The sequence below is a fragment of the Rhizobium mayense genome, from assembly GCF_030272705.1.
Taxonomy (GTDB): domain Bacteria; phylum Pseudomonadota; class Alphaproteobacteria; order Rhizobiales; family Rhizobiaceae; genus Rhizobium; species Rhizobium mayense.
In genome coordinates this window covers 58,824-83,430 of record NZ_JARFYM010000028.1, presented here as the reverse complement: position 1 = coordinate 83,430, position 24,607 = coordinate 58,824, and the positions used below count along the sequence as shown (strand labels likewise).

Here is a 24,607-nt window from a genome sequence, read left to right as displayed (position 1 = left end):
CAGGCTGCCATCCTAACACGTAACGGCATGAGCCGACACGTCAAGAACGTGTGGACTAAGTCAACGTGACCGGCTGACGACACGCAATTCGCCGATCGGACTCGCCTTGTTGCCGAAAAGCGGTGCGCCGGAGCGCGGTGCGGGCTTCTGTTCAGGCGGCAGATAGGTGTAGCTGTCGGCGCGGCGCCAGGCCTCGACACGGGCCTGACTTTCCTCGGCATCGATGCTGTCCAGCACCAGCCACGCACGGCTGACGCTGCCATGCTGTTCGGCCAAGTGCGGATAGAAGCGCTCCAACGCATAGACGGCGTCGGCGAAGCCCATTCCGAGGCTGACCAGCGTTACCGCGAGTTGCTGGCCGGACGTGTCGATCATGATGCGCTCGGCAAGCCAGCGGCTGGAGGAGAGGGCGTCGGCGAGCGTGGTGGCAAATTGCTGCGCCTCGCGCTCACGGGCAAAACGCACCAGCAATGCTTCCTGCACGTCCGAAAGGCTGCGCAGACCCAAACGGTCACTATCGTTGCGGCCGAGATGGCGGGCGATCTGTTTGATCTTTTGCCGAAGGGCTTCCTCGCGGGCGAGGCGCTCGGCATCGGCATCCGCTGTGCTCGGTTCGGGTTTTGGTGTCGGAGCGGAGACGCCCATTGAGGTCTCCGATAGGGTCATACCGCGTTCCGGCTCGGCCTGGTGCAAGCTGACAAGGGCGTCAATGACTTTGGGAGACAGCGACGGACGGCGGACGATCGCTTTCGCATGCGCGGCGCCCTGGGTGCGGGCGATGGTGATCAGCGTGTCGTCGTCGATCGCTTGCGAAGTCGCCAGAAACGGAGCGGCAATGGCAATCGGCTGGCAGCCGATGAAGAGCGAGACCGCCGGCGGCACCGTCGGGCATTGCGAGAGTGCGGCGACTGCCTGGCGTTTCGCCTCGTCGGACGAGGCCTGGAAGAGGGGGGTAAAGAGCTCGGCAAACTGGCGAAGCTCCGATCTCGACGGATGTGTCACGCCCTCGAAGCTGGTGACCGTCGCCATCAGAACCACATCTTTCTTGCGGACAGTCGCAGGCTCTTCAAGGTCTCGAAACCGGTCACGCACGCCAACACCCATACTGATACGCGAAACAAAAAAGACGGGAGCCTGATCGGCAAATCCATGCGGCCCTGCGTCTTTCTTTGGCCGAGCCGGATCGCGCTCTGGTTCATGCGGGCGCAAGCGGCGGTGGCTATCGAAACGGGCGTGGACACGGTCGTCCTGATCTGGCTTTTTCGGGAGAGTAAGGGGCGCAGGGTTAACGGTTCGTGAAAACTTTATTAAAATCCAAATAAAAATTGCGCGTTAAGCTTGCGTCGGAAGGGCGGGAGAATTTTCGTCGGACTGATTGCGTCCACGGGCACTCGGCCGCCGTCGAACCTGTTTCACAGCGACGAGCCAACGATCACGTTCAACTTATAGGAGCTTCGAGGGTTTATTCTCCGGGCGAGGGCAGGAACTCAGAGCCCTTTATGCTCGCGCAAGGCCGCCAGCAGCTTGTCGGAGGTGTTGTATCCGGATTGAAATAGGCCGATCGCCGCCGTTGCCGCAAACTGGGCCTCGGTGCTTTTAATATCTATCCGCTTCTCCAGGCACCATTTGTCCAGCGCACCGCGCAGGACAGTAATGTCCTCCGGGGAGAAGAAGGAGTTGGCCGTCGCAGACATTGCCCGCCCTCTGTTGCGCCCGATACAATACGTTAAATTTTCGTTGTCGCAAATAATATTTGCGTGACACTTTTCTGCAACGCGCGGACTTGAGTGACGATTCGCAGATAGTGGCTTTTTTGTGCTTAACAATATGATTTTGTGATGTTTTATGGCCAAAATGATTCTTAAGATTTTTACATCGCATATGAAACCAAATCGGCCCTCTCAGCGTTAGATGATCACGGTGCCGCGAAAGCTTGAGGGGAGCTCAAGCCGGGTGCGGCAATGAATAACATTCTGTTAACTACAGTATGTCTCAATTCGGGTGAAAACAGCGATTTGCAGAGCTTAGTCGCATGATTGTTCGCATGGTCGCCACAGTTGGGCGTCCATGTCACGGTGTTTGAGGAATGCCGTGAGAATGGCGTGAATGCCCTTTTGTCGGAACCGCAGGAGGCGGTGAAGATTGAAGGGAGCGCCAGCCCGCCTGGATCGCGGGCAGGGTGAAATTAGTCGCAAGTTCATCCGTCTCGGGCCGCAAATGGAGACGAGAATGGCAGAGATCATATCCCTGTTGGACCGAAGGTCGCAGTTACCGCCGCGGGCCCAAAAGGAGCCGGTCGAGGCGAAGATTCTTCTGTTCACCGGCGTGCGCTACGAGCGCCTTGACGTCACCTCCCATCGCCCGGGAACGGGACCGAAGCGGGTGAAGCGTAAATAGTCCGGCACGACGCTGGCGAGATGCGCCGGCGCTATGTCGTTCACGTGTTTTCAGTATCGTGGCATGCGCCGCGATACTCCTGAGGTCGGCCCGCCTGTTCGTACCGGGTCTGGCCTCCAGCTTTTCAGCTAAATCTCACTGTCCGCTAAACTCATCGCATCCGGCTCCCGACAAGAAATCCCGGGCAGCATCATCAAAACTTGCCTGGGGTGCCATCGTACGCAGCACGACGTAACCCTCCGCGCGCGGGGCCTCTACCAGGATCGATTGTGCAAGTGACGGCGGCAAGGCCTTGCGGATCCCCGTGAGCTGGATCGGCGAGGCGATCAGTAAATCCAGCACGCCGCCGACCGAGGTTCGGTCGCTCATGCTGAAGACCTCGTTCGACGCCGCGTCATAGACCGAGAGAGACCAGAACGGTACCTTTCCCTTGGCTGTCAGACGGATCGGCTGGCTTCCGATGTCGAAGGCGCAGACGGCGGTGCGGATATAGGGATCGCTGTTGGAAAGCCCCGCATCGTCATCCTTGTCATCTAGCGTGTAAAAATGGTTTTCGTCGCCTTCGTCCTCGACGCGGGTATAGGCATCGCGGTCGGAAAAATGCGGCAGCGAGAGGATGATGATGACATGCAGCAGCGCCGCGCCAAGTACGCCGGTCAGGATGGTGAAGACGATCCTAAACATGGTCGCATCCGATTTTGACGAGCTTCGGCATGGACAGATCGATGAGGCCGGAATTGCCGGCTGCAGGCGAATCCAGCAGCGTCCACACCAGACGGAAGCTGCCTGAGGCCGGCAGCGCCAGCCAATTGCCTGCCTGCGCGTCGGGCGAAGCTGTAATGCTGAAGCTCGAATCCGGATTGCGCAGCACAACCCAAGAATTGAGCGCGGCCGGCCGGCCGGGAGATGCATCGAGCGGCTCGCCGTCACTGCCCGCTATGAACAGGGTCCATAGCCGCGCCGGGGGTGTCTGGCCGCTGATGCGATAGCTACAGCCCGCGGTCAACGGGGCGCCGGAATCGTCATCGGAGGCGGTGAACACCAGCCCCTCCGCGCTGCCATAGAGCAATCGCCCGGCGCGGGCGCGATGCGACTTCGCATAGGGATCGGCGTCGACTGTGTGCATTTCCGGAAATGCCTGCCACACACCGAGCTTGATCGCACCGAAACCGGAGGTCGCATCCAGCGCAAAAAGCGTGAACAGGATCCCCCCGCCGAAGGCGATCAAAAGCGACAGCGCGACAAGAAGGGGTACCCGGAACACTTTGAGATCGTCCTCATGACCAATCAGAGGGCGATTTATCCCTGATTCTGACGGATGGGGGAAGTGCGGGCGGTTGATTGCGGACCCTGCCACACCAAAAGAAGCGGCAACAGGTTGGTTCGGAACTGGCGAGCATGAAGCCGCACACAGCGCAATTTACTTCGCCTCCGCCACCTTCTGTGCGGCGAGCGGAGCCGCCGCCTTCAGTTTCTCGCCGATATCGCGCAGGATCCTCGTGGAGTCCACCGATAGCGAGCGCGGCCGGATGAGCGGAGGCAGCGGGTTGTCGGCGGGCGTCTGAGTTTTCTTGGCGGCCACCGTCTGCGGCTTTTGCACCGGGAAGGGGTTGTCGATGCCGGGGATCGGTTTCAGCACGATGCCCTGGTGGGCATAGTCCATAATCTTCTTGAAAGTCATCGCCGGCAGCGTGCCGCCGGTCATGTTGTTGGTGGAAGTATAGTCATCATTGCCGAACCAGACGGCGCAGGTGTAGTTGCCGGTGAACCCGATGAACCAGGCATCGCGATAGGCCTGGGTCGTGCCGGTCTTGCCGCCCATGACGATGCCGTGATCGAGGGCTGCCTTGCGCCCGGTGCCGATGATCGGAATCTGCGTCAGCATCTGGGTCATGTAGGAATTGGCTTTTTCGGAGAGCACTCGTTTGGCCGGCGGCTCGTCGCGACTGAAGTCATAGAGCACCTTGCCGTCATAGCTCATGATCTGCGCGATGCCGTGGCGGCGCGATTGCATGCCGTCTGCCGGGAATACCGAATAGGCCGTTGCCTGATCGAGCACGGTTACTTCCGAGGTGCCGATCGGAATAGTCTTGTCGTTGCGGATCGGGGTCTCCACGCCCAAGTTTTTCGCCATGTCACGGATCGGCTGGATGCCGAATTTCTCCTTGGCCAGGCGCACGGGAACAGTATTGATCGACTGGGCGATCGCCTGCGTCAGCGTCACCTTGCCCTCATAGCGGTTTTCGTAGTTGTGCGGGCTCCAGTTGCCCCAGGTGATGGGCGCATCGACGATGGTCGATGTCGGCGTCATGCCGCTCTCCATGGCGACCGAATAGGTGTAGATCTTGAAAGACGAGCCCGGCTGGCGGAGCGCCTTGGTGGCACGGTTGAACTGGCTTTCGCCGTAGTCCCTGCCGCCGACCATCGCGCGCACCGCGCCGCCGTTTTCGATCATGACGCTCGCGCCCTGGCTGGCGTGATAGCGCTCGCCATATTCCATCAGGCTGGATTCGATCGAATCCTCAGAGGCCTTCTGCAGGCCCATGTCGATGGTCGTGCGGACGATCAGCGATCGCTGCGGGAAACGTGTGGCAAGCCGCTGCACTTCGTCGAACGCCCAGTCGAGGAAGAAATCCGGTGACTCGATCTGGGCGCGATCGACGACCGAGGCGGGGTTGCGCCTGGCGGCGATGACTTGTCCCTCGGTCATCAACCCGCTTTGCACGAGGTTGGTCAGGACGTCGTTGGCGCGGGCGCGCGCCGCCGGCAGGTTGACATGCGGCGCATATTTCGCGGGCGCCTTGAACAGGCCGGCCAGCATGGCGGCCTCGGCCAGATTGACGTCGGTAATGCTCTTGCCGAAATAGAACTGCGCTGCTGCCGCCGCGCCGAAGGTTCCGCCGCCCATATAGGTGCGGTCGAGATAGAGGCTGAGGATTTCCTTCTTGGAGAGATTGGCCTCCAGCCAAATCGCGAGGAACGCTTCCTTGATCTTGCGGTCGATCGAGCGCTCGTTGCTGAGGAAGATATTCTTGGCGAGCTGTTGCGTCAGCGTCGAGCCGCCCTGGACGACGCCGCCAGCCTGCGCATTGACGGTCAGTGCCCGAAACAGGCCGAAGATATCGATGCCGAAATGGTCGAAGAAGCGACGGTCCTCGGTCGCCAGCACCGCCTTGATAAAATAGTCCGGCAATTGGTCCACCGGCACTGAATTCTCATGAATGATGCCCCGGTGACCGATGACATTGCCGTAGCGATCGAGGAAAGTGACAGCGAAATTGCCGCGATTGCGCCAGTCCCCTTGCGTCGCTTCGAATGCCGGCATTGCGAGCATCAGCATGACGATGGAACCGGCGGTACCGAGCGTCAGTCCCTCGCCGAGCAGTTCGAAGAGGATGCGCCACCAGCCGCGGGCGCGAAAGCGGCGGAAGAAAATGGTCGTGTCTTCCCAGAGTTCGGTGAGGCGAAATCCCGCGTTCCATAAAGTGGAGTCGATCCAGGAATCGACGCGCAGAAAAAAATGTCGCTTCCGGCGCGGCCGCTGCTCCGCTTGGCCTTCCGGCTGCGCATCGGGCTTGGTCTCTGGCCCGTTCTCTGGGTTGGATGGGTCTGCCACGCTCTACTTCCCGACCACAATACTGCCTCGCGCGTTCCCTAAGGATACGCAAAGCCTATCCTCTCATAGATTGGCGGATTGAATAATTGGTTGATTTAGGGAAAAGAACAAGAGACATGCATGCCGCGGCCCGCATTTCCCTCGCGAGCTGCGAGGACGACGACGATGGACGATACCCCTTTCTGGAAAAATAAGACACTGACGGAGATGAGCACGCCCGAATGGGAGAGCCTCTGCGATGGCTGCGGTCTCTGTTGTCTCAACAAGATCGAGGAGTGGGATACAGGCGACGTCTATTTCACCTCGATCCGCTGCAAATTGATGGACGGCGAAAGTTGTCGCTGCACCAGCTATCCGAACCGCTGGGATTTCGTACCCGATTGCGTGCAGCTGACGCCGGAAAAAGTTCCGGAGCTGGAATGGCTGCCGCCGACCTGCGCCTATCGCCTCGTCAACGAGGGTCGCGACCTCTACTGGTGGCATCCGCTGATATCGGGCGATCCGGAAACGGTTCATATAGCCGGCGTCTCCGCGCGCGGTCGCACGGTCAGCGAAAACGATGTCGATCTCAATGATTTCGAAGACTACATCGTCGATTGGCCGTTGACGGTGGAAGACGACATGGAAGCTAATCCCCCGGCAAAGTCATAGATTTCGGCGCCACGTTGCGCCACGCTTGTCGCACGAGCGCGTGTATTGTTTCGTCATCCACGATAGGATGGAAAAGCCGTGTCCAGCCTTTGAGCCCCCAGCCACCCGGCACGGCGAGGATATGCTCCGACACTGTTGCCAGCACCATCTGTTGCTGATCGGGCGTCAGCTTGACAACGCAGAATTCCAGGGTCGGAAGCGTCAGGAAAATCTTTCCGCGAATGCGAAAATCCCGGTTCTTGAAATGCGAACTCTCCACCGTTTCCGGTAGGCTCAGCGCAAAGGCAACAAGGTCGTCGTTGGTCATGGTTGCAAGACTAGCATAGGAATCAACAGCGCTGTAGGCGTCCGCTTCTCTTAGCCTTACGCGACGAAACGGCGGCCCGGGGCCGGCTCCTCGTTGAAATAATCAGGCACGCATGCTATCGCGCCATGCCTTCGCATGTGCACAAGGAGCTTCCGCGTGATCCGCCACATCGTCTTCTTCACCGTTCCCGATCGCGCCAATCTTGAGGCGGTCCGTTCCGGCCTGTCGATCCTGACCGCCATTCCACATGCGCGCCTCTTGGAGATCGGCACGAATGTGAAGACCGATCAGCTCGGCACCGATGTTGATCTTGTGGTCTACGGCGAATTCGACGACGAAGCGGCTCTTGCCGCCTACAAGGCGCATCCGAACTACCAGCTTTCCATCGAACGGGTCCGCCCGCTGCGGGAGATGCGGATTGCAGCGGATTATGAGAGCACAACGGCGGTGCGGGAGCCGGTATAGCGCGATCCGTCGCGGCGAGCACAGCTATTCGGCAATCTTTTCAAAAGACTGGATAGTCTCGCGGAATCAAATTCGTCGCACTGGGATTCATCGCGTGAAGTTCCTGACTCAACTTCTCACGCCTTCGATTCAACGCTCGAAAATCTGGCGGCAAACGATTCAAAAGACTCAAGGAAATAGCAGTGTTTTACGTGGGCAAAACACTTGAAGGCCAGTTGCAACGGCCCATAAAGCATCGCCGATCGTCGCGATCCTATGAGTTTATGATAATCAAGAAAGATTAAAAATGACTGACTTTTGGCTTGCTCTCGCAAACCTGTGTCGTGCGCGAGCGCGAACCGTCACTGACAGACAATGATCGCTATCACCGTGCGCGTCATCGAGACCGGTTTGCGGCTGAGGTTCGGAGCATCTGGCGAACCGTCGTCTCCAGGTCGAATTAACGCAGGGTCTTAAAGGGTATGGACGCCTGCGCGCACGTTCTGCGCGTGGAAAATTGCGGCCCATTCATTTGCCATTCAGACGCGTTTGGGTAAATATTCGCTCAAGTTAATGTCCCCGTGGGAAGTCTGGATAATGGCATCATTCTTGAGCATAGCAGCAGCGGCCGCCGTTATGGCTGGCTCGGCTGTTCTGCCGGCGCCAACGCCGACCATGGTGGCGCGTACGAACGGTGACTGCAGCGAGGCTGCCGCCGAAGTCGTTGCCAAGACCGGGGGGCAGCTCCTTTCCGCACAGCCGTCAGGCGATAGCTGCGTCATTACTGTTCTCGTCCAGGGCAATGGCCAGCGGCCGCGCAAGGTGACCATGAAAGTGCCGATGTAGGTGGAAACACGTTCACACCGACACACTAGGAACACTCTAACGCTTTGAATCTCACGCAAAATCTTATGGCCGAGCGATTCCACTCGGGCCTGATTTGCAGTACTATTTCTCGAACCGGGGAAATTGGGTCGAAACATGCGCATTCTCATAGTCGAAGACGATATCAATTTGAACCGCCAGCTCGCAGAAGCCCTGAAAGAAGCGGGTTATGTGGTCGATACCGCCTTCGACGGCGAGGAGGGGCATTTCCTCGGCGAAACCGAGCCCTATGACGCGATCATCCTCGATATCGGCCTGCCGGAGATGGACGGGATCACCGTTCTGGAGAAATGGCGCGGCGCGGGCCGGGGAATGCCGGTGCTGATCCTGACTGCTCGCGATCGCTGGAGCGACAAGGTCGCCGGCATCGATGCGGGCGCCGACGATTACGTCGCCAAGCCTTTCCACGTGGAAGAAGTGCTGGCTCGCATCCGGGCGTTGATCCGCCGCGCTGCCGGCCATTCTTCGTCTGAAATCATCTGCGGGCCGGTGCGCCTCGATACCAAAAGCTCGAAGGCCACGGTCGACGGCAAACCGCTGAAGCTTACCTCGCATGAATATCGGCTGCTTGCCTATCTTATGCATCACAAGGGTGAAGTCGTCTCGCGCACGGAGCTGGTCGAGCATATGTACGATCAGGATTTCGACCGCGATTCCAATACGATCGAGGTTTTCGTCGGCCGTCTGCGCAGGAAGATGGGTGTCGACCTGATCGAAACTGTTCGAGGTCTCGGCTATCGCATCCAAGCGCCGACCAATGCGAATTAAGTCGCTAACCGCTCGCGTTCTGCTGTTGACCACACTCTGGTCCGCGGTGGCGCTGGTGGTGATTGGCCTCGTCATCTCCAATATCTATCGCAAGAGTGCCGAACGCGGTTTTCAGGATCTCTTGAGGGCGCAGCTCTATAACGTCATCAACTCGGTCACGATCGGCGATCAAGGGGCGCTGTCCGGCAGCCCGCAGCTTGGCGACCTGCGTTTCGCCCAGCCGAAGACGGGTTGGTACTGGATGGTCGAACCGCTGGGGACCTATACGGCAACGCCGTTGGTTTCCCCGTCGCTCGGCGCCTCGAGCCTGCCCGTTCTTTCGGTGCTGGAAGCGCCTTTCGACAAGAATTACGAACGTTACTACATCGTCACCGACGCCTTCGGAAACCGGGTGCAAGTCGCCGAAACCGAGGTCGTGCTTGACACTGACGGCCGCGCCGCACGCTTCCGCGTCACCGGCAATGTCGCCGTGGTGGAGGACGATGTCCGCAATTTCTCTCACAGCCTCTATTTCGCGCTCGTCGGCTTCGGTGTCGGCAGCCTTGTCGTCAACGCGCTCGCCATTCTCTATGGCCTCAAGCCGCTCGATAAGGCACGGGCGGCGCTGGAGCGCATCCGCGCCGGCGAGAGCGAGCGATTGCAGGGGGAATTCCCGCGTGAAATCCTGCCGCTCGCCAACGAGGTCAACGCGCTGATCGATAGCAACCGCCGCATCGTCGAGCGGGCGCGCATGCAGGTCGGCAATCTCGCCCATTCGTTGAAGACGCCGATTGCGGTCCTGCTCAACGAATCCCGCGTGCTGGAGCGCTCCCACGGCGATCTCGTCAAGAACCAGGCCGAGGTCATGCAGGGGCAGGTGCAATCCTATCTCAACCGCGCCCGCATCGCCGCGCAGCGCGAATCCGTGCTCGCGCGCACCGACGCGGAGCCGGCGCTGGAACGGCTTGTACGCGTCATGCGTCGGCTCAATGCCGATAAGGAGTTCGAGCTTTCCGTTTCACCGAACCTGTCGCTTGCCATGGAGCAGCAGGATCTGGAGGAAACGGTCGGCAACCTCCTGGAAAACGCCGCGCGCTTTGCCGAGCGTAAGGTGCGCGTTGCCGCCAATGAAGCGCCGGCGGAGGTGAAGGGCATCGATCCGGCGCGGCGTCACTGGGTGGAACTCGTGGTGGAGGACGACGGCCCGGGCCTGGAGCCGGATCAGATCCGCGAGGCGATGAAGCGCGGCCGCCGGCTGGATGAAAGTAAGCCGGGCACCGGCCTCGGTCTGTCGATCGTCAGCGAAATCACCAACGAATATCAGGGGCGGCTCGAATTGTCGCGCGGCTCCTGGGGCGGACTTCGCGCCAGCCTAATTCTACCGGGGGTGACAAAGGATGTTGCGTGATGCCCGGCATGATGCCAGAAAGATGCGGTGCGCCATGCTGATGCCGCATCGCAGTACCTCTAGTTTTACTCGTTGATACTGGTTCGGTTGTATGAAGCTTCGCACCTTTTTTCTGATTGCTCCATCCCTTTTTGCCGCCATCGTCCTTTCCGCCTGCACGACCACGAGTGGCAAAGGTGGCGTCACCGGCTTTCTCTCTCCGGGCAAGCCTGCGGCCTCGACGCGCTATATCGCGGCTCTTGAGGGCGGCATCGTCGGCCGCACCGGCATCAAGCTCAGCGACAATGATAAGCAACGAGCCTTGGAAGCGGAATATCGGGCGCTGGAAACAGCCCCGCTCGGCCAGCCGGTCGCCTGGACCGGCAAGAACGTCACCGGTGAGGTCGTGGCCGCAGCACCCTATCAGGTCGGTTCGCAAAACTGCCGCCAATATACCCACACGATCACGGTCGACGGCAAGCCAACGCAGGCGAGGGGCGCTGCCTGCCGCAACGACGACGGCACATGGACGCCATTGAACTAGAATTCCGCAAACTTGAAAAACGCGGCTAAACGCCTCAAATCTTCGTCAATGAGGCTTTGACGGTTGGAATACGCGCGCCGTTAAAGTATTGGGCGTCTATGCTGTTCTGGATTCTAGTAGCCGTTCTGACGGCGATTGTCGGCGCCGTCCTGCTCTATCCCCTTCTGCGCGGAGCAAAGGTGGCTGAGGATGGTCATGCTGGCGAGGCCGCCGTCTATCGCGACCAGCTTCGCGAGCTGGACCGCGATCTCGCGGGCGGCCTGATCTCTCCGGAAGAGGCAGGCTACGCCCGTGCCGAAATCGGCCGCCGCCTTCTTGCGGTTTCGAATGCCGGACCGAGCGCGGCAAAACAGCCGGCAGGCGGCTACCGCTTCTCGCAGGCCTTCATCATCATCCTGCTGCCGCTCGTCGGCCTCTGTCTTTATCTCGCCAAGGGCAATCCCGGCTTGCCCTCCCAGCCACTGGAAGCGCGCCTTGAACACCCCGGCAACGATCTCGCTATCTCGATCGTCAAAGTCGAGCGGCATCTGGCGCAACATCCGGACGACGGCAAGGGTTGGGAAGTGTTGGCGCCGATCTACTTCAAGACCAACCGCATCGGTGATGCCGAACTTGCCTATCGCAATGTCATTCGCCTGCTCGGCACCAGCGCCGAACGGCTCGGCAGTCTGGGCGAGGTTCTGGTTATGAAGGCCGACGGCGTCGTGACGGCTGAGGCCCGCAGTACAATGCAGCAATCGCTGGCGCTCGATGCCGATAACCCCCGCGCGCTGTTCTACCTTGCCTTGGCGCTGGAGCAGGATGGCAAGGCGGCTGAAGCAAAGACGGCCTTCGAGGCTCTGGCGAAACGATCGCCCGCCGATGCGCCATGGATGGCCGCCGTCAACGACCATATCGCCAAGAACGGCAGCACGGCTGATATGGCCCAAGGTTCGGCAAACCCCAATGCGCCGGGGAATCCGACCGCCGAGCAGATTGCGGCCGCAAATGCCATGAACAATGGCGACCGTCTGCAGATGATCCGTGGCATGGTCGAGAGCCTGGATGCCAAGCTCAACGAAGATCCCCGGAATTTCGAGGGCTGGATGCGGTTGATCCGCTCCTACGTCGTGCTGAATGACAAGGACCGCGCGGTGGAGGCATTGAAGCGTGGCCTGAAGACTTTCCCCGCTGGCGGCGGCGAAGGGCAGCAGCTTTTGGCGCTGGCGAAGGAGCTGGGACTGCCGACGGAGGTGACGCAGCAATGACCCGCAAGCAGAAACGTCTGGCTGTCATTGCCGGCGGCATGGGCTTCATCGCCGCCGCCGTGCTGCTTGTCCTCTTCGCCTTCAGCCAGTCTGTGGCCTATTTCTACATGCCGGCCGATCTCGCCAAGACCCCGGTCAGCGCCGGCACGCTGATCCGCCTCGGCGGTCTCGTCGGTGAGGGAAGTTTGGTGCGCGGTGAAGGAACGCAGGTTCAATTTTCCGTCACCGACGGCACCGATGCGATCAAAGTCAAATATAATGGCATCCTGCCCGATCTCTTCCGCGAGGGGCAGGGGGTGGTCACCGAAGGTAGGTTCGAGCAGGGCAACGATGTCTTTGTTGCCGACAGCGTGCTTGCCAAGCATGATGAGCGCTACATGCCGAAGGAAGTCGCCGAAAAGCTGAAGGCGGATGGCGTGTGGAAGGGCGAGGAAGCAGGCCAATGATCATCGAGCTTGGACACTACGCCCTGGTGCTGGCGCTCGCGACGGCGATCATCGTCTCCATCATCCCGGTGATCGGCGCGCGACGGGGCGACGTGTCGATGATGGACATCGCACCGGTCGGCGCCGTCGTCATGTTCGCCTTGGTCGCCTTTTCCTTCGGCGTCTTGACCTATGCCTATGTCGCCTCCGATTTCTCCGTACTGAACGTCTGGGAGAATTCCCATTCGCTGATGCCACTGATCTTCAAGATCTCCGGCGTCTGGGGCAATCATGAGGGATCGATGATGCTCTGGCTGCTGATCCTGGCTCTGTTCAGCGCCATGGTGGCGCTGTTCGGGCGCAATCTGCCGGACACGCTGCGCTCAAATGTACTTGCCGTGCAGTCCTGGATATCGTCGGCTTTTCTGCTCTTCATTCTCCTGACCTCCAATCCGTTTCTCCGTCTCGATCCCGCCCCGGCGGAGGGCAAGGACCTTAATCCGGTGCTGCAGGATATCGGTCTGGCGATCCACCCGCCGCTGCTCTATCTCGGTTATGTCGGGTTTTCCGTCTGCTTCTCCTTCGCTATCGCCGCTTTGCTCGAAGGCCGCATAGACGCCGCCTGGGCGCGCTGGGTTCGTCCCTGGACGCTGGCTGCCTGGACCTTTCTGACGCTGGGCATCGCCATGGGTTCCTATTGGGCCTATTACGAACTCGGCTGGGGCGGCTGGTGGTTTTGGGATCCAGTAGAGAACGCCTCCTTCATGCCCTGGCTCGCCGGCACGGCGCTCCTCCATTCTGCGCTCGTTATGGAGAAGCGCGACGCGCTGAAGATCTGGACAGTATTGTTAGCGATCCTGACCTTCTCCCTGTCGCTGCTCGGCACCTTCCTGGTGCGCTCCGGCGTGCTGACCTCGGTGCATTCCTTCGCCAGCGACCCAACGCGCGGCATCTTCATCCTCTGCATCCTCTTCGTCTTCATAGGCGGTGCCCTGGCGCTCTTTGCCTTTCGCGCACCACGGCTCGCAGCCGGCGGCCTGTTCGCGCCGATCTCGCGCGAGGGATCGCTGGTGCTGAACAATCTCATCCTGACGGTCGCCTGCGGCACGGTCCTGACCGGCACCCTCTATCCGCTGGCGCTGGAGACCTTGACCGGCGACAAGATTTCGGTCGGCCCTCCCTTCTTCAACATGACCTTCGGCCTGCTGATGACGCCGATCCTGATCGCCGTTCCCTTCGGGCCGCTGCTTGCCTGGAAGCGCGGCGATCTGCTCGGCGTGCTGCAGCGGCTCTATGTTGCCGCCGGCCTCGCCTTGATCGCTGGTCTCACTTTTTTCTACGTCCGTCATGGCGGGCCAGTGCTTGCCGTTTTCGGCCTGGCCGCTGGATTCTTCCTGGTCTTCGGTGCGGTCGCTGATCTCTGGTATCGCGCCGGCATCGGCAAGGTGGCGGGCAATGTCGCGTGGCGGCGGCTGATCGGTCTGCCGCGCTCGGCCTTCGGGACAGCGCTTGCCCATGCCGGGCTCGGCATCACCGTCCTCGGCATCGTCGCGGTCTCGACATTCCAGACTGAAAACATCACCGAGATGAAACCGGGCGGCACCGCTGATATCGGCGGCTATACACTGCGCTTCGAAGGCATTCAGCCGGGTGTCGGCCCGAATTACACCGAGGATCGCGCCCGCTTCACGGTCAGCCGCGGCGGCACCGTCGTCGCCAGCGTCTCGTCTTCCAAACGACTCTTCACCGCCAGCCGCACCGCTACGACCGAAGCGGGCATCCTGACGCTCGGCCTGAGCCAGCTTTACGTCTCGCTCGGCGATCCCACCAATGATGGCGGCATGGTTGTGCGCATCTGGTGGAAACCCTTCATCATCTGCATCTGGGGCGGCGCCATCGTCATGGCGCTGGGCGGCTTCGTCTCGCTCAGCGACCGCCGCCTGCGCGTCGGCGCGCCGAGCCGCAAAGCAAAGCCCGCCCGCCCAATCTTGGAGCCGGCGGAATGATCCGGCGATTGCTCCTGGCTCTGGCACTGCTCTTCGTTGCCGCGCCGGCCTTCGCCGTCAATCCGGACGAGGTGCTGCCCGACAAGGCCCTCGAAGCGCGCGCACGAACGATCTCAGCTGAGCTGCGCTGCATGGTCTGCCAGAACCAGTCGATCGACGATTCCAATGCCGATCTTGCCCGCGACCTGCGCCTTCTGGTGCGCAAGCGCCTCGTCCAGGGCGATAGCGACCAGCAGGTGCTCGACTATATCGTTTCCCGCTACGGCGAGTTCGTGCTGTTGAAGCCGCGGCTCAGCGAAAAGACGCTGTTGCTCTGGGGCACACCGGCCGCGCTCTTCCTGCTCGGTGGGCTTGCTCTTATCGTCTATGTCCGACGTGGCGCGGGCAAGCCGACGGGCACGCAGTTGACGGCGGAGGAAGAAGCACGCCTCAACGATATTCTCGGCAAGTGACGTTGCGCGAGAAGTCGTCTTTATCGGGCCGAAAACATTATTTCGCTACATTACGGATTTTTCATCGGTCGGACAGTTCGCTGTAAGGTCGGAAGTCCTATATCTTTCCATAACCCACCATTGCCGGTTTCCCGGCAGAAGAAAAATCGGACGAGAGAAGAGAAGGTAACTCGCATATGTTCAGGAATATCAAGGACGTTTTGTCCCATAGCACCGCTATGAAAGCTTCTGTCGTCGCCGGCCTCGCCGTCGCTGCCCTCGCCACCGGCGTTCCGGCTCAAATCAGCCGCTCCTATGCCGATGCCGTCAACGTACAGGCTCCGCAGGTTCCGAGCTTCGCCAATGTCGTCGACGCCGTGTCTCCGGCAGTCGTTTCCGTTCGTGTTGAATCCCGTGTCAACCCGGTCGCCGATGATGACGATTCCTTCGGCCTTGGGCGCGGTTTCGACGAGCTGCCGGACGATCATCCGCTGAAGAAGTTCTTCAAACAGTTCGAACAGCAGCAGGGCCATAACCAGCAACAGCAAGGCCAGCAGAAAGGCCAGCAGGATAATAAGGGTCGTCTGCGCCCGGTTGCCCAGGGCTCCGGCTTCTTCATTTCCGAAGACGGCTATCTCGTCACCAACAATCACGTCGTTTCCGACGGCGCGGCTTTTGTCGTGGTGCTCAATGACGGCACCGAACTTGATGCCAAGCTGATCGGCAAGGACCCGCGCACCGACCTCGCCGTATTGAAAGTCGACGGCAAGGGCAAGAAATTCACCTATGTCAATTGGGCCGACGATAACAAGGTTCGTGTTGGCGACTGGGTCGTTGCGGTCGGTAATCCGTTCGGCCTCGGCGGCACCGTCACGGCCGGCATCGTCTCGGCTCGTGGCCGCGATATCGGCTCCGGCCCCTATGACGACTTCATCCAGGTCGACGCAGCCGTGAACCGTGGCAACTCGGGCGGCCCGACCTTCAACCTCAACGGCCAGGTCGTCGGCATCAACACGGCCATTTTCTCTCCATCGGGCGGCAGCGTCGGCATTGCCTTCGCAATCCCCGCCGACACCGCCAAGAACGTCGTCGCCACCCTGATCAAGAGCGGCACCGTGTCGCGTGGCTGGCTCGGCGTGCAGATCCAGCCGGTGACCAAGGATATCGCCGAATCCCTCGGCCTGTCCGAGCCGAACGGCGCGCTCGTCGTATCCCCGCAGGACGGTTCTCCGGGCCAGAAGGCCGGCATCAAGAACGGTGACGTCGTAACCGCCGTCAATGGCGACCCGGTCAAGGATCCGCGCGATCTCGCTCGCCGTATTGGCGCGATGCAGCCGGGCACCAAGGTCGATGTCTCGCTGTGGCGTGACGGCAAAGCTCAGTCGGTTACCGTCGAACTCGGCACGCTGCCGGCCGACCAGAATCAGGCTTCGAACGACGACAATTCGCAGCCAGCCCAGCCGCCGCAGCCGTCCTCGGAAAAGGCGCTTGCCGATCTCGGCCTCACCGTCGGTCCGTCCGATGACGGCAAGGGTGTCGCGATCACGGCGGTCGATCCGGACTCCGACGCGGCCGACAAGGGCGTGAAGGAAGGCGAGAAAATCACCTCGGTCAACAATCAGCAGGTCTCCAACGCCGGCGACATCGCCAAGGTTATCGAGGAGGCAAAGAAGGGCGGCCGCACCCGCGCGCTGTTCCAGATCCAGTCCAACGACGGCAGCCGCTTCGTCGCTCTGCCGATCACCAACGGCTGATTTTTTCGGCCAATTGAAGTGAATTAGGAGCCGCGCAGGCCACGGCTTGCGCGGCTCCTTTGCTTCCACGTGACTCTATCGACAAATGGCGGATAGAAGATGACAACCGCTGGCCAACATGCTGTGAACTCCTCCGATTCTGGTTGTGCTGAGGCATCGCCGACAGGTAATGTCGCTCACATGAAGATTTTGATTATCGAAGACGATCTCGAAGCCGCCGCCTATCTCACCAAGGCGTTTCGCGAGGCCGGTATCGTTGCCGACCATGCGAGCGATGGCGAGAGCGGCCTCTTCATGGCAACCGAGAACGTCTACGACGTCGCCATCATCGACCGCATGCTGCCGCGCCGAGACGGTCTTTCCGTCATCACCGAGCTGCGCCGCAAGGGCGTGCATACGCCGGTTCTCATTCTCTCCGCCCTCGGTCAAGTCGACGATCGCGTCACCGGCCTTCGTGCCGGCGGCGACGACTACCTGCCGAAACCCTACGCGTTTAGCGAATTGCTTGCCCGCGTCGAAGTTCTTGGTCGCCGCAAGGGCACGCCGGAACAGGACGTGCTCTACCGCGTCGGTGACCTCGAACTCGATCGGCTGTCGCACGAGGTTCGTCGCGGCGGCAAGGAGATACTTTTGCAACCGCGCGAGTTCCGCCTGCTCGAATATCTGATGAAGAATGCGGGCCAGGTGGTGACGCGCACCATGCTTCTCGAAAACGTCTGGGACTACCATTTCGATCCGCAAACGAACGTTATCGACGTCCACGTCTCACGCCTGCGTTCGAAGATCGAAAAAGACTTCAGCCAGCCGCTGTTGAAGACGATTCGTGGCGCCGGCTACATGATCAAGGACGAGGGATGAGCCGCTTTCGCGTTCTCTTCAGGTCTACTGCAGTCCGCCTGTCCGCCCTTTATATCCTACTTTTTGCGCTCTGCGCCGCGACCCTCGTCTTCTACGTATCGGCCATGTCGGAGCGGTTGCTGACCGGGCAGATTCGCGATGCCGTGCAGCAAGAGGTCAATCAGGTCAAGCGTGCTTATGACGTCGGCGGCTTGAACCTGTTGCTGCGCACGATGGAGCGCCGCGCCCGCCAGCCTGGCGCCAATCTCTATGTCATCGCCAGCCCCTCCGGCGATATTCTCGCCGGCAACGTCGCTTCGGTGCAGCCGGGCGTCCTCGGCGAAGCCGGTTGGACGGAATTGCCGTTCAGCTATGAGCGCTACACCGACACGGGCACTAACGACGCCGAACGGCGGCATCTGGCGATCGCCAATATCTTCCTCCTCGACAATGGCCTGCGCATCCTGATCGGACGCGACCTTGGCGAGCCGGAGCGATTCCGCGTGCTGGTGCGCCAGGCCCTGATGCTGGCTCTGGCGATCATGGGCCTTGGCGCACTCGTTATCTGGTTCGGTATCGGCCGCAACGCGCTGAAACGCATCGACCGCATGACCGATGCCAGCCGCAAGATCATGGCCGGCGATCTGTCGCAGCGGCTGCCGGTCGGAGGCTCTGGCGACGAATTCGATCGCATGTCGACATCGCTGAACGCCATGCTGGAGCGCATCGAGAAACTGAACGAAGGCTTGCGGCAGGTCTCCGACAACATCGCCCACGACTTGAAGACGCCGCTGACGCGATTGCGCAACAAGGCGGCTGATGCGCTCGACAATGCCAATAGCGAAGGCCGGCGTGTCGCACTGGAAGGCATTATCGGCGAATCCGACCAATTGATCCGCACCTTCAATGCGCTGCTGATGATCTCACGCGTCGAGGCGGGTTCCGTCGCCGCCGAGATGACCGGCGTCGATCTCTCCTCCATCGTCTCGGATACAGCCGAGCTCTATGAGCCGGTCGCCGAAGAGGCGGGTCTGACGCTGACGACCGAGATCGAGCCCGATGTCGAGGTGCAGGGCAATCGCGAGCTGATCGGCCAGGCGATCTTCAATCTGATCGATAATGCCGTCAAATATGCCTCCGGCTGTCCCGGCAAACAGGCGGTCGTGCTGAAACTGTCCCGTGAGTCCAACGCGGTGAACCTCGCTGTCGCCGATCATGGTCCGGGCATCCCTGCGCATCAGCGGACGGAGGTGGTCAAACGCTTCTTCCGCCTGGACGAGAGCCGCTCCAAACCGGGCACCGGCCTTGGTCTTGCCCTGGTGGAAGCGATCATGGAGCTGCATGGCGGCCGGCTGGAGCTTTGCGATACCGATCCGGCCAGCCTCGATACTCGCGGCTTGACCGTAACCATGATCTTCCCCACGTAGAAACAATAGATTAATCCTGCTTTATCGGAATGCTCCGTACATCATCTCTAATTCGACTTCCGATTTTGGGGATCACACATCGATTCAAAGATGTTACTGCGTCTTTTGCCGGTCCAGTTGGACGCGCGACGCAGGTGGGAGAGAACTGCATGACGACAATGGCAAGCGATTTGCTAGGGGATGTTTTGCCCGGGCGGCTTCGCCCGCTCAATCAGACGGAGCTGAAAGCGGCGCTCGCCGATCTCAAGGATATCGCCGCATCGGAACCGGCAATTGCCGCCCTTCTCGCGAGCGACAGTCCCCAGCGCGATTTTGTTGCCGCCGCATTGACACTCTCACCTCATCTCCGCGAGACCGCCAATCTCGAGCCGGCGCTGCTCGCCGCAGCCGTCAGCAAACCGCTGTTGCCGCAAATCGAGGTGCTTGTCGCCGATGCCCGTCGTGCCTGGCTGCCGGAGGGTGACAACGCATCGTCGCCCTCGGAATCCGAGGTCATGAGCCGATTGCGCATCGCCAAGCGCCGCGCCGCCTTCTTGATTGCGCTTGCCGATCTCGCCCGCATCTTCGACGGCCGGGCGACGACGCGCTGGCTGAGCGCCCTTGCCGAAGCCTCGATTTCGGCAGCGATCGACCATTTGCTGCTGTCGTCGCACGAGGCCGGCAAGATTGCGGTCCGCGACCCTTCCGCGCCGAGCCGCGGCTCCGGCCTTATCGTGCTTGGCATGGGCAAGCTCGGCGCCGAAGAGCTGAATTATTCCTCCGATATCGACCTGGTCGTTTTCTTCGACGAGATGGCCGGAATCGTTCCCAATCCCGATGATGCGATCGATATCTTCCCGCGATTGATGCGCCGACTTGTGCGTATATTGCAGGAGCGCAGCGCCGACGGCTACGTCTTCCGAACCGATCTGCGCCTGCGTCCCGATCCGGGGTCTACTCCGCTTGCCATCCCCGTCGATGCGGCAATGATCTATTACGAGGGCAGGGGGCAGAATTGGGAGCGCGCCGCTTTCATCAAGGCGCGCGCTGTCGGCGGTGATATCGCGGCCGGCCAGGCCTTCATTCGCGATCTTGTCCCCTTCGTCTTCCGCAAATATCTGGACTATGCAGCGATATCGGATATCCATTCGATCAAGCGGCAGATCCATGTGCACAAGGGTCATGGCGCGATTGCGGTCAAAGGCCACAACGTCAAGCTCGGCCGCGGCGGTATCCGCGAGATCGAGTTCTTCGTGCAGACGCAGCAACTGATCGCCGGCGGCCGCATGCCGGCCTTGCGTTGCCGGGCCACAGAGGAAACATTGGCGGAGCTGACCAAGGCCAAGTGGATCGACGCGGAAACGCGCGACGAACTGACGGAGGCCTATTGGTTTCTGCGCGATGTCGAGCATCGCATCCAGATGGTGCGCGACGAGCAGACGCATCTGCTTCCCGAAACAGATGCCGAGCTGAAGCGCATTGCGTTCATGATGGGCTTCGCCGATCTATCCGCCTTCTCCGAGGCGCTGGTCGCAACGCTGAAGACGGTCGAGCGGCGTTACGGGCGTTTGTTCGAGCAGGAGACCAAGCTTTCGACCGAAACCGGCAACCTCGTCTTCACCGGCCAGGGTGACGACCCCGACACATTGAAGACCTTACACCGTCTCGGCTTCGAGCGTCCCTCCGCTATTTCCCATGTCATCCGCACATGGCACTACGGTCGCTACCGCGCCACACAATCGATCGAAGCGCGGGAGCGGTTGACCGAATTGACGCCAGAATTGCTCCGCGTATTCGGCGAGAGCAAGCGCGCGGATGAGGCGCTGCTGCGTTTCGACAGTTTCATCTCCGGCCTGCCGGCGGGCATCCAGCTATTCTCGCTGCTCAGCACAAATCCGGCGCTGCTTTCGCTCATCGTCAACATCATGTCGTCGGCGCCGCGGCTCGCCGAAATCATCGCTGCCAAGCCGCATGTCTTCGACGGTATGTTGGATCCGGGCCTGATGGCAGAGCTGCCGACGCGCGATTATCTGGCCGAGCGCATCAACAGCTTTCTGGCGTCGGCACAGCATTACGAGGAGGTGCTGGACCGCCTGCGCATCTTCGCCTCGGAGCAGCGCTTTCTGATCGGCATTCGTCTGTTGACGGGCGCAATCGGCGGCCCCATGGCCGCCCGCGCCTTCACCTATCTCGCCGATCTGATCGTCGAAGCCGCATTGAATGCCGTGTTGAAGGAGATACAGGCTGCACATGGCGACTATCCCGGCGGCCGCGTCGCCGTCGTCGGGATGGGAAAGCTCGGTAGCTTCGAGCTCACCGCCGGTTCGGATATCGATATCATCCTGCTTTACGACTATGACGATGAAGCCGGCGAATCCACGGGGCCAAAGCCGCTCGACGCGACGCGTTATTTTACCCGCATTACCCAGCGGCTGATTGCGGCGCTCTCCGCGCCGACGGCGGAGGGCGTGCTCTACGAGGTCGACATGCGCCTGCGTCCTTCCGGCAACAAGGGGCCGGTCGCAACGCGCATCAACTCCTTCGAGAAATATCAGCGCGGGGAGGCCTGGACGTGGGAGCATATGGCGCTTTCCCGAGCGCGCCTGATTTGCGGCGATGAGGAGCTGGAGCTGAATGCGGAGCGGATCATCGGCGAGGTGCTCTCCACGCGGCGCGATATTCCCAAGATCACCAAGGATGTCGCCGAGATGCGCGAGCTGATCGAACAGGAAAAGCCGCCCGTAAGCATCTGGGACCTGAAGCTTATTCCCGGCGGCCTGATCGATATCGAATTTACTGCGCAATATCTGCGGCTGATCGCGCCGGCCCGAGGCGTCGGCATCGACGCCAATGGCCTCAGTACCGGCGAGGCGCTCAAACTGCTCGGCGGCAGTCTTATGGATCGCAACGATCTCGACCTCTGCCAGGAGGCGCTGCATCTCTATACCGAATTGTCGCAGTTGGTCCGACTCTGTGTGGACGGACCATTCGATCCGGACAAGGCCCCCTCCGGGCTGGTCGAACTGGTCTGCCGCGCCGGCGATTGCCCCGACATCAAGACGCTGGAGGCGGAACTGAAGCGACTTTCGAAAGCGGTGCGGAAAGTCTTTCAGTCGGTTGTGAAAGCCTAGCTCACCCTAGGTCCGGAATGCGAATGGCGATCGCGGTGCCGATGCCCTCGCGCGAGCGGATGCGCATGCGGCCGCAATGCAGTGTCGTCAGCGACCGTGAAATGGCAAGCCCGAGGCCTGAGCCTCCCTTGCTCTTGGCATATTGGTTTTGCACCTGCTCGAAGGGCTGACCGATCTTGCTGAGCGCCGACTTCGGGATGCCGATGCCCGTATCGGCGATCGTCAGCATCACGGCATCCTCGACCTTGCGCGCGCGCACCGCGATGCGGCCGCCGTCATTGGTGAACTTCACGGCGTTGGAGAGGAGATTGAGCAGGATTTGCTTCATGGCGCGGCGGTCGGCCGTCAGCTTTATGCCGGAGGAGATGCGCTGGTCGACGAGGATGTCCTTGCAGGCCGCCGGAATGGCGGTGAAGCGCAGGCATTCCTCGATCAATGGCGCAAGATCGATCCGCTCGCAGGAGAGCTTGAGGTGGCCCGCTTCGATCTTCGACATGTCGAGAATGTCGTTGATGACGTTCAGCAGATGCTTGCCGCTGTCGTGAATATCCTTGGCGTATTCATTGTATTTCGCCGAGCCCAGAGGGCCGAACATCTGGTCCTGCAGGATTTCGGAGAAACCGAGAATGGCGTTAAGCGGCGTGCGCAGCTCATGCGACATGTTGGCGAGAAATTCCGACTTTGCCTTGTTGGCGGCTTCGGCGCGTTCTTTTTCCGCAAGATAATTGGTGTTGGCAGTCGAAAGCTCCGCCTTTTGCCGCTCGAGGATCTGCCGGGAGGCGGAGAGATCGTTGATCGTCGCCATCAGCCGGCGCTCGGAATCGCGCAGACGCTCCTGGTTGCGCTTCAACTGGGTAATGTCGGTGCCGACGGAAACGAGGCCGCCGTCGCGAGTACGGCGTTCGTTGATCTGCAGCCAGCGCTCGTCGGCGAGCTGCACCTCTGTCGTCTGCGAGTGATTGGAGCGGTCAGGGTCGACGATGCGTCGCTCAATGACGGGACGAGCAGCGGCGGCGTTGACAACGGCGCGTTCGGTTCCTGGCACCAGCACCTTGTCGGGCAGGCCATAGGCCTGCTGGAAATGACCGTTGCACATCACCAGGCGGTCGTTCTTATCCCAGAGCACGAAAGCTTCCGACGTGCACTCGATCGCGTCCGCCAGGCGCTGGTCGGCCTCGGCATAGCGCTGCGCTAGCCGATGCTGCTCGGTGACGTCCATGGCAATGCCGATCATATGAACACGGCCGGAATTGGTGCGGATGACCTGGGCGCGGGCACGCATCCAGACATAGTGCCCCTTGGCGTGACGAATGCGCAGGATCTGATCCACTTGACCGGCTTTGCCGCGGGTGACCGAACGGGCCAGCATATGCAGGCTATTGTCGTCGGGATGCATCATCCGCACCGCATCGGTGAATGATAGCGGCCGATCGGCGGCCGGCAGGCCGAGCATATCGTACATCGATCGCGACCAGAAGAATTCGCGGCTGGCGAAATCGAAATCCCAGAGACCGCAGCGGCCGCGCGACAGCGCAGTTTCGACGCGCAGATTGGATTCGAGGAAGATATCGTCGGCATCGCGCGCCCGTTTCACCTGAGTGTAATAGGCGTAGAGAACGACGAGAAGTATGGAGGATATGCCGGCAAAGAGCGTGACATTGAGCGTCAACTCATCGCGCCAGAGTTTGTCGATCTGCTCCATCGAGGCGGCGGAGAGGACGAAATCGCCCTTGTCTCCGATCAAGGAAATCGCCGCATAGAAGGGCTCGCCATCGATCATCGTCTCGATCACGCCGGCATGGTCTCCGAAATTTCTGATGGTGGAAACCTCGGGGAAGAAATCGGAGATCGTCAGGCCGATATAGGCGGACCCGGCGGCCGATGAGCCAAAGACGCGGCCGCTCGCCTGTACGAGAAGGACGAATGCGCCAGTATCGAGCCGATCCTGCGGAAGGTAAGTTGCGAGTTTCTTTTCGGCGCCGTTTCGGTTGCCGGCCTGGAACAGGCTGGGATCATTGGAAAAGGCAGCGGAAGCGGCGGCAATGGAGAGCGATGTTGCGCGCCGCGCAGCCGCGGTCATCCGCCCATGCTCCATCATCATCCCGAAGAAATGCGATGCGGCGACGACCATCAGAAAGGAGACGATGAGGACGGGAATGACCCTCTTGAGAATATGTTCCGCCTGCGGAAAGCGGCGCGAAATCGTCTCCGCCCGCATTCCCGCTCGATCGGTAACACCGCTATGCCAGGATTTCAGACCGTCGAAATTAACACGCAGCCGTCCATCGGCCGCGGTTGCCCGCCGCACGTCCACCATCGCTCTAGCCTTGTCCCTCGTGTGATTCGCTGCGCCGCTCGCCCGAATCTGCCCTAATGAATCACTCGTGATTCG

At 60.7% G+C, this 24,607-nt stretch carries 22 protein-coding genes; 15 read left to right on the top strand and 7 right to left on the bottom strand.

Going from position 1 to position 24,607, the window contains the following annotated elements; translation table 11 throughout:
* Positions 1–60: 60 nt before the first annotated feature.
* Both PY649_RS26020 and PY649_RS26015 read right to left on the bottom strand, forming a co-directional pair.
* Complete coding sequence (locus PY649_RS26020; RefSeq protein WP_432761410.1) at positions 61–1,104, bottom strand: DUF2336 domain-containing protein; 1,044 nt, start codon at positions 1,102–1,104, stop codon at positions 61–63.
* A gap of 383 nt (positions 1,105–1,487) precedes the next feature.
* Positions 1,488–1,694, bottom strand: coding sequence for a hypothetical protein (locus tag PY649_RS26015; protein ID WP_285871748.1), 207 nt, complete (start codon positions 1,692–1,694; stop codon positions 1,488–1,490).
* Between the two features lie 535 nt (positions 1,695–2,229).
* On the opposite strand from PY649_RS26015, the gene PY649_RS26010 reads away from it, so the two are divergent.
* A complete protein-coding gene (locus PY649_RS26010) occupies positions 2,230–2,397 on the top strand; it encodes a hypothetical protein (RefSeq protein ID WP_285871747.1) in 168 nt (55 codons plus the stop codon).
* A 135-nt stretch (positions 2,398–2,532) separates the two neighbouring features.
* Here PY649_RS26010 and PY649_RS26005 read toward each other — a convergent pair whose 3' ends face one another.
* The 3 genes from PY649_RS26005 to PY649_RS25995 all read right to left on the bottom strand — a co-directional run bounded on the left by PY649_RS26005 (position 2,533) and on the right by PY649_RS25995 (position 6,013).
* Positions 2,533–3,081, bottom strand: a complete 549-nt coding sequence (locus PY649_RS26005; protein ID WP_285871745.1) for a DUF1254 domain-containing protein — start codon at positions 3,079–3,081, stop codon at positions 2,533–2,535.
* Positions 3,074–3,661 carry a DUF1214 domain-containing protein gene (locus PY649_RS26000; protein WP_285871743.1) on the bottom strand — a complete coding sequence of 196 codons (588 nt, stop codon included), beginning with the start codon at positions 3,659–3,661 and terminating at the stop codon, positions 3,074–3,076. Before PY649_RS26000 ends, PY649_RS26005 begins: the two co-directional genes overlap by 8 nt.
* 156 nt (positions 3,662–3,817) lie before the next feature.
* The gene (locus PY649_RS25995) at positions 3,818–6,013 is read right to left on the bottom strand and encodes a transglycosylase domain-containing protein (RefSeq protein ID WP_285871741.1); all 2,196 of its coding nucleotides are present in this window, start codon (positions 6,011–6,013) and stop codon (positions 3,818–3,820) included.
* A 165-nt stretch (positions 6,014–6,178) separates the two neighbouring features.
* On the opposite strand from PY649_RS25995, the gene PY649_RS25990 reads away from it, so the two are divergent.
* A complete protein-coding gene (locus PY649_RS25990) occupies positions 6,179–6,664 on the top strand; it encodes a YcgN family cysteine cluster protein (RefSeq protein WP_285871740.1) in 486 nt (161 codons plus the stop codon).
* On the opposite strand, the gene PY649_RS25985 is transcribed toward PY649_RS25990, so the two are convergent.
* Complete coding sequence (locus tag PY649_RS25985) at positions 6,642–6,971, bottom strand: MmcQ/YjbR family DNA-binding protein (RefSeq protein ID WP_285871738.1); 330 nt, start codon at positions 6,969–6,971, stop codon at positions 6,642–6,644. The genes PY649_RS25990 and PY649_RS25985 overlap by 23 nt on opposite strands.
* 156 nt (positions 6,972–7,127) lie before the next feature.
* On the opposite strand from PY649_RS25985, the gene PY649_RS25980 reads away from it, so the two are divergent.
* The 13 genes from PY649_RS25980 (at position 7,128) to PY649_RS25920 (ending at position 22,215) form a co-directional block, all read left to right on the top strand.
* Positions 7,128–7,436, top strand: coding sequence for a Dabb family protein (locus PY649_RS25980; RefSeq protein WP_133706777.1), 309 nt, complete (start codon positions 7,128–7,130; stop codon positions 7,434–7,436).
* Between the two features lie 576 nt (positions 7,437–8,012).
* Positions 8,013–8,261 (top strand): hypothetical protein, encoded by a 249-nt coding sequence (locus PY649_RS25975; RefSeq protein WP_285871735.1) that lies wholly within the window; start codon positions 8,013–8,015, stop codon positions 8,259–8,261.
* Positions 8,262–8,396: 135 nt separating this feature from the next.
* Positions 8,397–9,068, top strand: a complete 672-nt coding sequence (locus tag PY649_RS25970) for a response regulator transcription factor (RefSeq protein ID WP_285871734.1) — start codon at positions 8,397–8,399, stop codon at positions 9,066–9,068.
* Complete coding sequence (locus PY649_RS25965; RefSeq protein ID WP_285871733.1) at positions 9,058–10,455, top strand: sensor histidine kinase; 1,398 nt, start codon at positions 9,058–9,060, stop codon at positions 10,453–10,455. Before PY649_RS25970 ends, PY649_RS25965 begins: the two co-directional genes overlap by 11 nt.
* Positions 10,456–10,546: 91 nt before the next feature.
* Positions 10,547–10,978 carry an RT0821/Lpp0805 family surface protein gene (locus tag PY649_RS25960; protein ID WP_285871732.1) on the top strand — a complete coding sequence of 144 codons (432 nt, stop codon included), beginning with the start codon at positions 10,547–10,549 and terminating at the stop codon, positions 10,976–10,978.
* Between the two features lie 98 nt (positions 10,979–11,076).
* A complete protein-coding gene (gene ccmI / locus PY649_RS25955; protein ID WP_285871731.1) occupies positions 11,077–12,225 on the top strand; it encodes a c-type cytochrome biogenesis protein CcmI in 1,149 nt (382 codons plus the stop codon).
* The gene (gene ccmE, locus PY649_RS25950; RefSeq protein WP_285871730.1) at positions 12,222–12,671 is read left to right on the top strand and encodes a cytochrome c maturation protein CcmE; all 450 of its coding nucleotides are present in this window, start codon (positions 12,222–12,224) and stop codon (positions 12,669–12,671) included. The genes ccmI and ccmE overlap by 4 nt, the downstream gene beginning before the upstream one ends.
* A complete protein-coding gene (locus PY649_RS25945; RefSeq protein WP_285871729.1) occupies positions 12,668–14,656 on the top strand; it encodes a heme lyase CcmF/NrfE family subunit in 1,989 nt (662 codons plus the stop codon). Before ccmE ends, PY649_RS25945 begins: the two co-directional genes overlap by 4 nt.
* The gene (locus PY649_RS25940; RefSeq protein ID WP_285871728.1) at positions 14,653–15,108 is read left to right on the top strand and encodes a cytochrome c-type biogenesis protein; all 456 of its coding nucleotides are present in this window, start codon (positions 14,653–14,655) and stop codon (positions 15,106–15,108) included. Before PY649_RS25945 ends, PY649_RS25940 begins: the two co-directional genes overlap by 4 nt.
* Before the next feature lie 176 nt (positions 15,109–15,284).
* On the top strand, positions 15,285–16,841 hold the full coding sequence (locus PY649_RS25935; protein WP_285871727.1) for a Do family serine endopeptidase: 1,557 nt from the start codon (positions 15,285–15,287) through the stop codon (positions 16,839–16,841).
* A gap of 99 nt (positions 16,842–16,940) precedes the next feature.
* Entirely contained in the window at positions 16,941–17,699 is a 759-nt protein-coding gene (locus tag PY649_RS25930; protein WP_432761409.1) for a response regulator transcription factor, read from the top strand.
* Positions 17,696–19,105, top strand: coding sequence for a sensor histidine kinase (locus tag PY649_RS25925; RefSeq protein WP_285871725.1), 1,410 nt, complete (start codon positions 17,696–17,698; stop codon positions 19,103–19,105). The genes PY649_RS25930 and PY649_RS25925 overlap by 4 nt, the downstream gene beginning before the upstream one ends.
* A gap of 149 nt (positions 19,106–19,254) precedes the next feature.
* Complete coding sequence (locus tag PY649_RS25920; protein WP_285871724.1) at positions 19,255–22,215, top strand: bifunctional [glutamine synthetase] adenylyltransferase/[glutamine synthetase]-adenylyl-L-tyrosine phosphorylase; 2,961 nt, start codon at positions 19,255–19,257, stop codon at positions 22,213–22,215.
* 1 nt (position 22,216) lies between these two features.
* Here the strand turns inward: PY649_RS25920 and PY649_RS25915 are convergent, their stop codons facing one another.
* Positions 22,217–24,532: a PAS domain-containing sensor histidine kinase gene (locus tag PY649_RS25915; protein WP_285871723.1), complete on the bottom strand. Its 2,316-nt coding sequence runs from the start codon at positions 24,530–24,532 to the stop codon at positions 22,217–22,219.
* Positions 24,533–24,607 lie beyond the last annotated feature (75 nt).

Bases quoted from the DNA above. Each gene is read 5' to 3' on its own strand.
- PY649_RS26020 (WP_432761410.1), bottom strand. From the start codon at position 1,104: ATGGGTGTTGGCGTGCGTGACCGGTTTCGAGACCTTGAAGAGCCTGCG.
- PY649_RS26015 (WP_285871748.1), bottom strand. From the start codon at position 1,694: ATGTCTGCGACGGCCAACTCCTTCTTCTCCCCGGAGGACATTACTGTC.
- PY649_RS26010 (WP_285871747.1), top strand. From the start codon at position 2,230: ATGGCAGAGATCATATCCCTGTTGGACCGAAGGTCGCAGTTACCGCCG.
- PY649_RS26005 (WP_285871745.1), bottom strand. From the start codon at position 3,081: ATGTTTAGGATCGTCTTCACCATCCTGACCGGCGTACTTGGCGCGGCG.
- PY649_RS25990 (WP_285871740.1), top strand. From the start codon at position 6,179: ATGGACGATACCCCTTTCTGGAAAAATAAGACACTGACGGAGATGAGC.
- PY649_RS25985 (WP_285871738.1), bottom strand. From the start codon at position 6,971: ATGACCAACGACGACCTTGTTGCCTTTGCGCTGAGCCTACCGGAAACG.
- PY649_RS25975 (WP_285871735.1), top strand. From the start codon at position 8,013: ATGGCATCATTCTTGAGCATAGCAGCAGCGGCCGCCGTTATGGCTGGC.
- PY649_RS25970 (WP_285871734.1), top strand. From the start codon at position 8,397: ATGCGCATTCTCATAGTCGAAGACGATATCAATTTGAACCGCCAGCTC.
- PY649_RS25965 (WP_285871733.1), top strand. From the start codon at position 9,058: ATGCGAATTAAGTCGCTAACCGCTCGCGTTCTGCTGTTGACCACACTC.
- PY649_RS25960 (WP_285871732.1), top strand. From the start codon at position 10,547: ATGAAGCTTCGCACCTTTTTTCTGATTGCTCCATCCCTTTTTGCCGCC.
- ccmI (WP_285871731.1), top strand. From the start codon at position 11,077: ATGCTGTTCTGGATTCTAGTAGCCGTTCTGACGGCGATTGTCGGCGCC.
- ccmE (WP_285871730.1), top strand. From the start codon at position 12,222: ATGACCCGCAAGCAGAAACGTCTGGCTGTCATTGCCGGCGGCATGGGC.
- PY649_RS25945 (WP_285871729.1), top strand. From the start codon at position 12,668: ATGATCATCGAGCTTGGACACTACGCCCTGGTGCTGGCGCTCGCGACG.
- PY649_RS25940 (WP_285871728.1), top strand. From the start codon at position 14,653: ATGATCCGGCGATTGCTCCTGGCTCTGGCACTGCTCTTCGTTGCCGCG.
- PY649_RS25935 (WP_285871727.1), top strand. From the start codon at position 15,285: ATGTTCAGGAATATCAAGGACGTTTTGTCCCATAGCACCGCTATGAAA.
- PY649_RS25930 (WP_432761409.1), top strand. From the start codon at position 16,941: ATGACAACCGCTGGCCAACATGCTGTGAACTCCTCCGATTCTGGTTGT.
- PY649_RS25925 (WP_285871725.1), top strand. From the start codon at position 17,696: ATGAGCCGCTTTCGCGTTCTCTTCAGGTCTACTGCAGTCCGCCTGTCC.
- PY649_RS25920 (WP_285871724.1), top strand. From the start codon at position 19,255: ATGACGACAATGGCAAGCGATTTGCTAGGGGATGTTTTGCCCGGGCGG.
- PY649_RS25915 (WP_285871723.1), bottom strand. From the start codon at position 24,532: ATGGTGGACGTGCGGCGGGCAACCGCGGCCGATGGACGGCTGCGTGTT.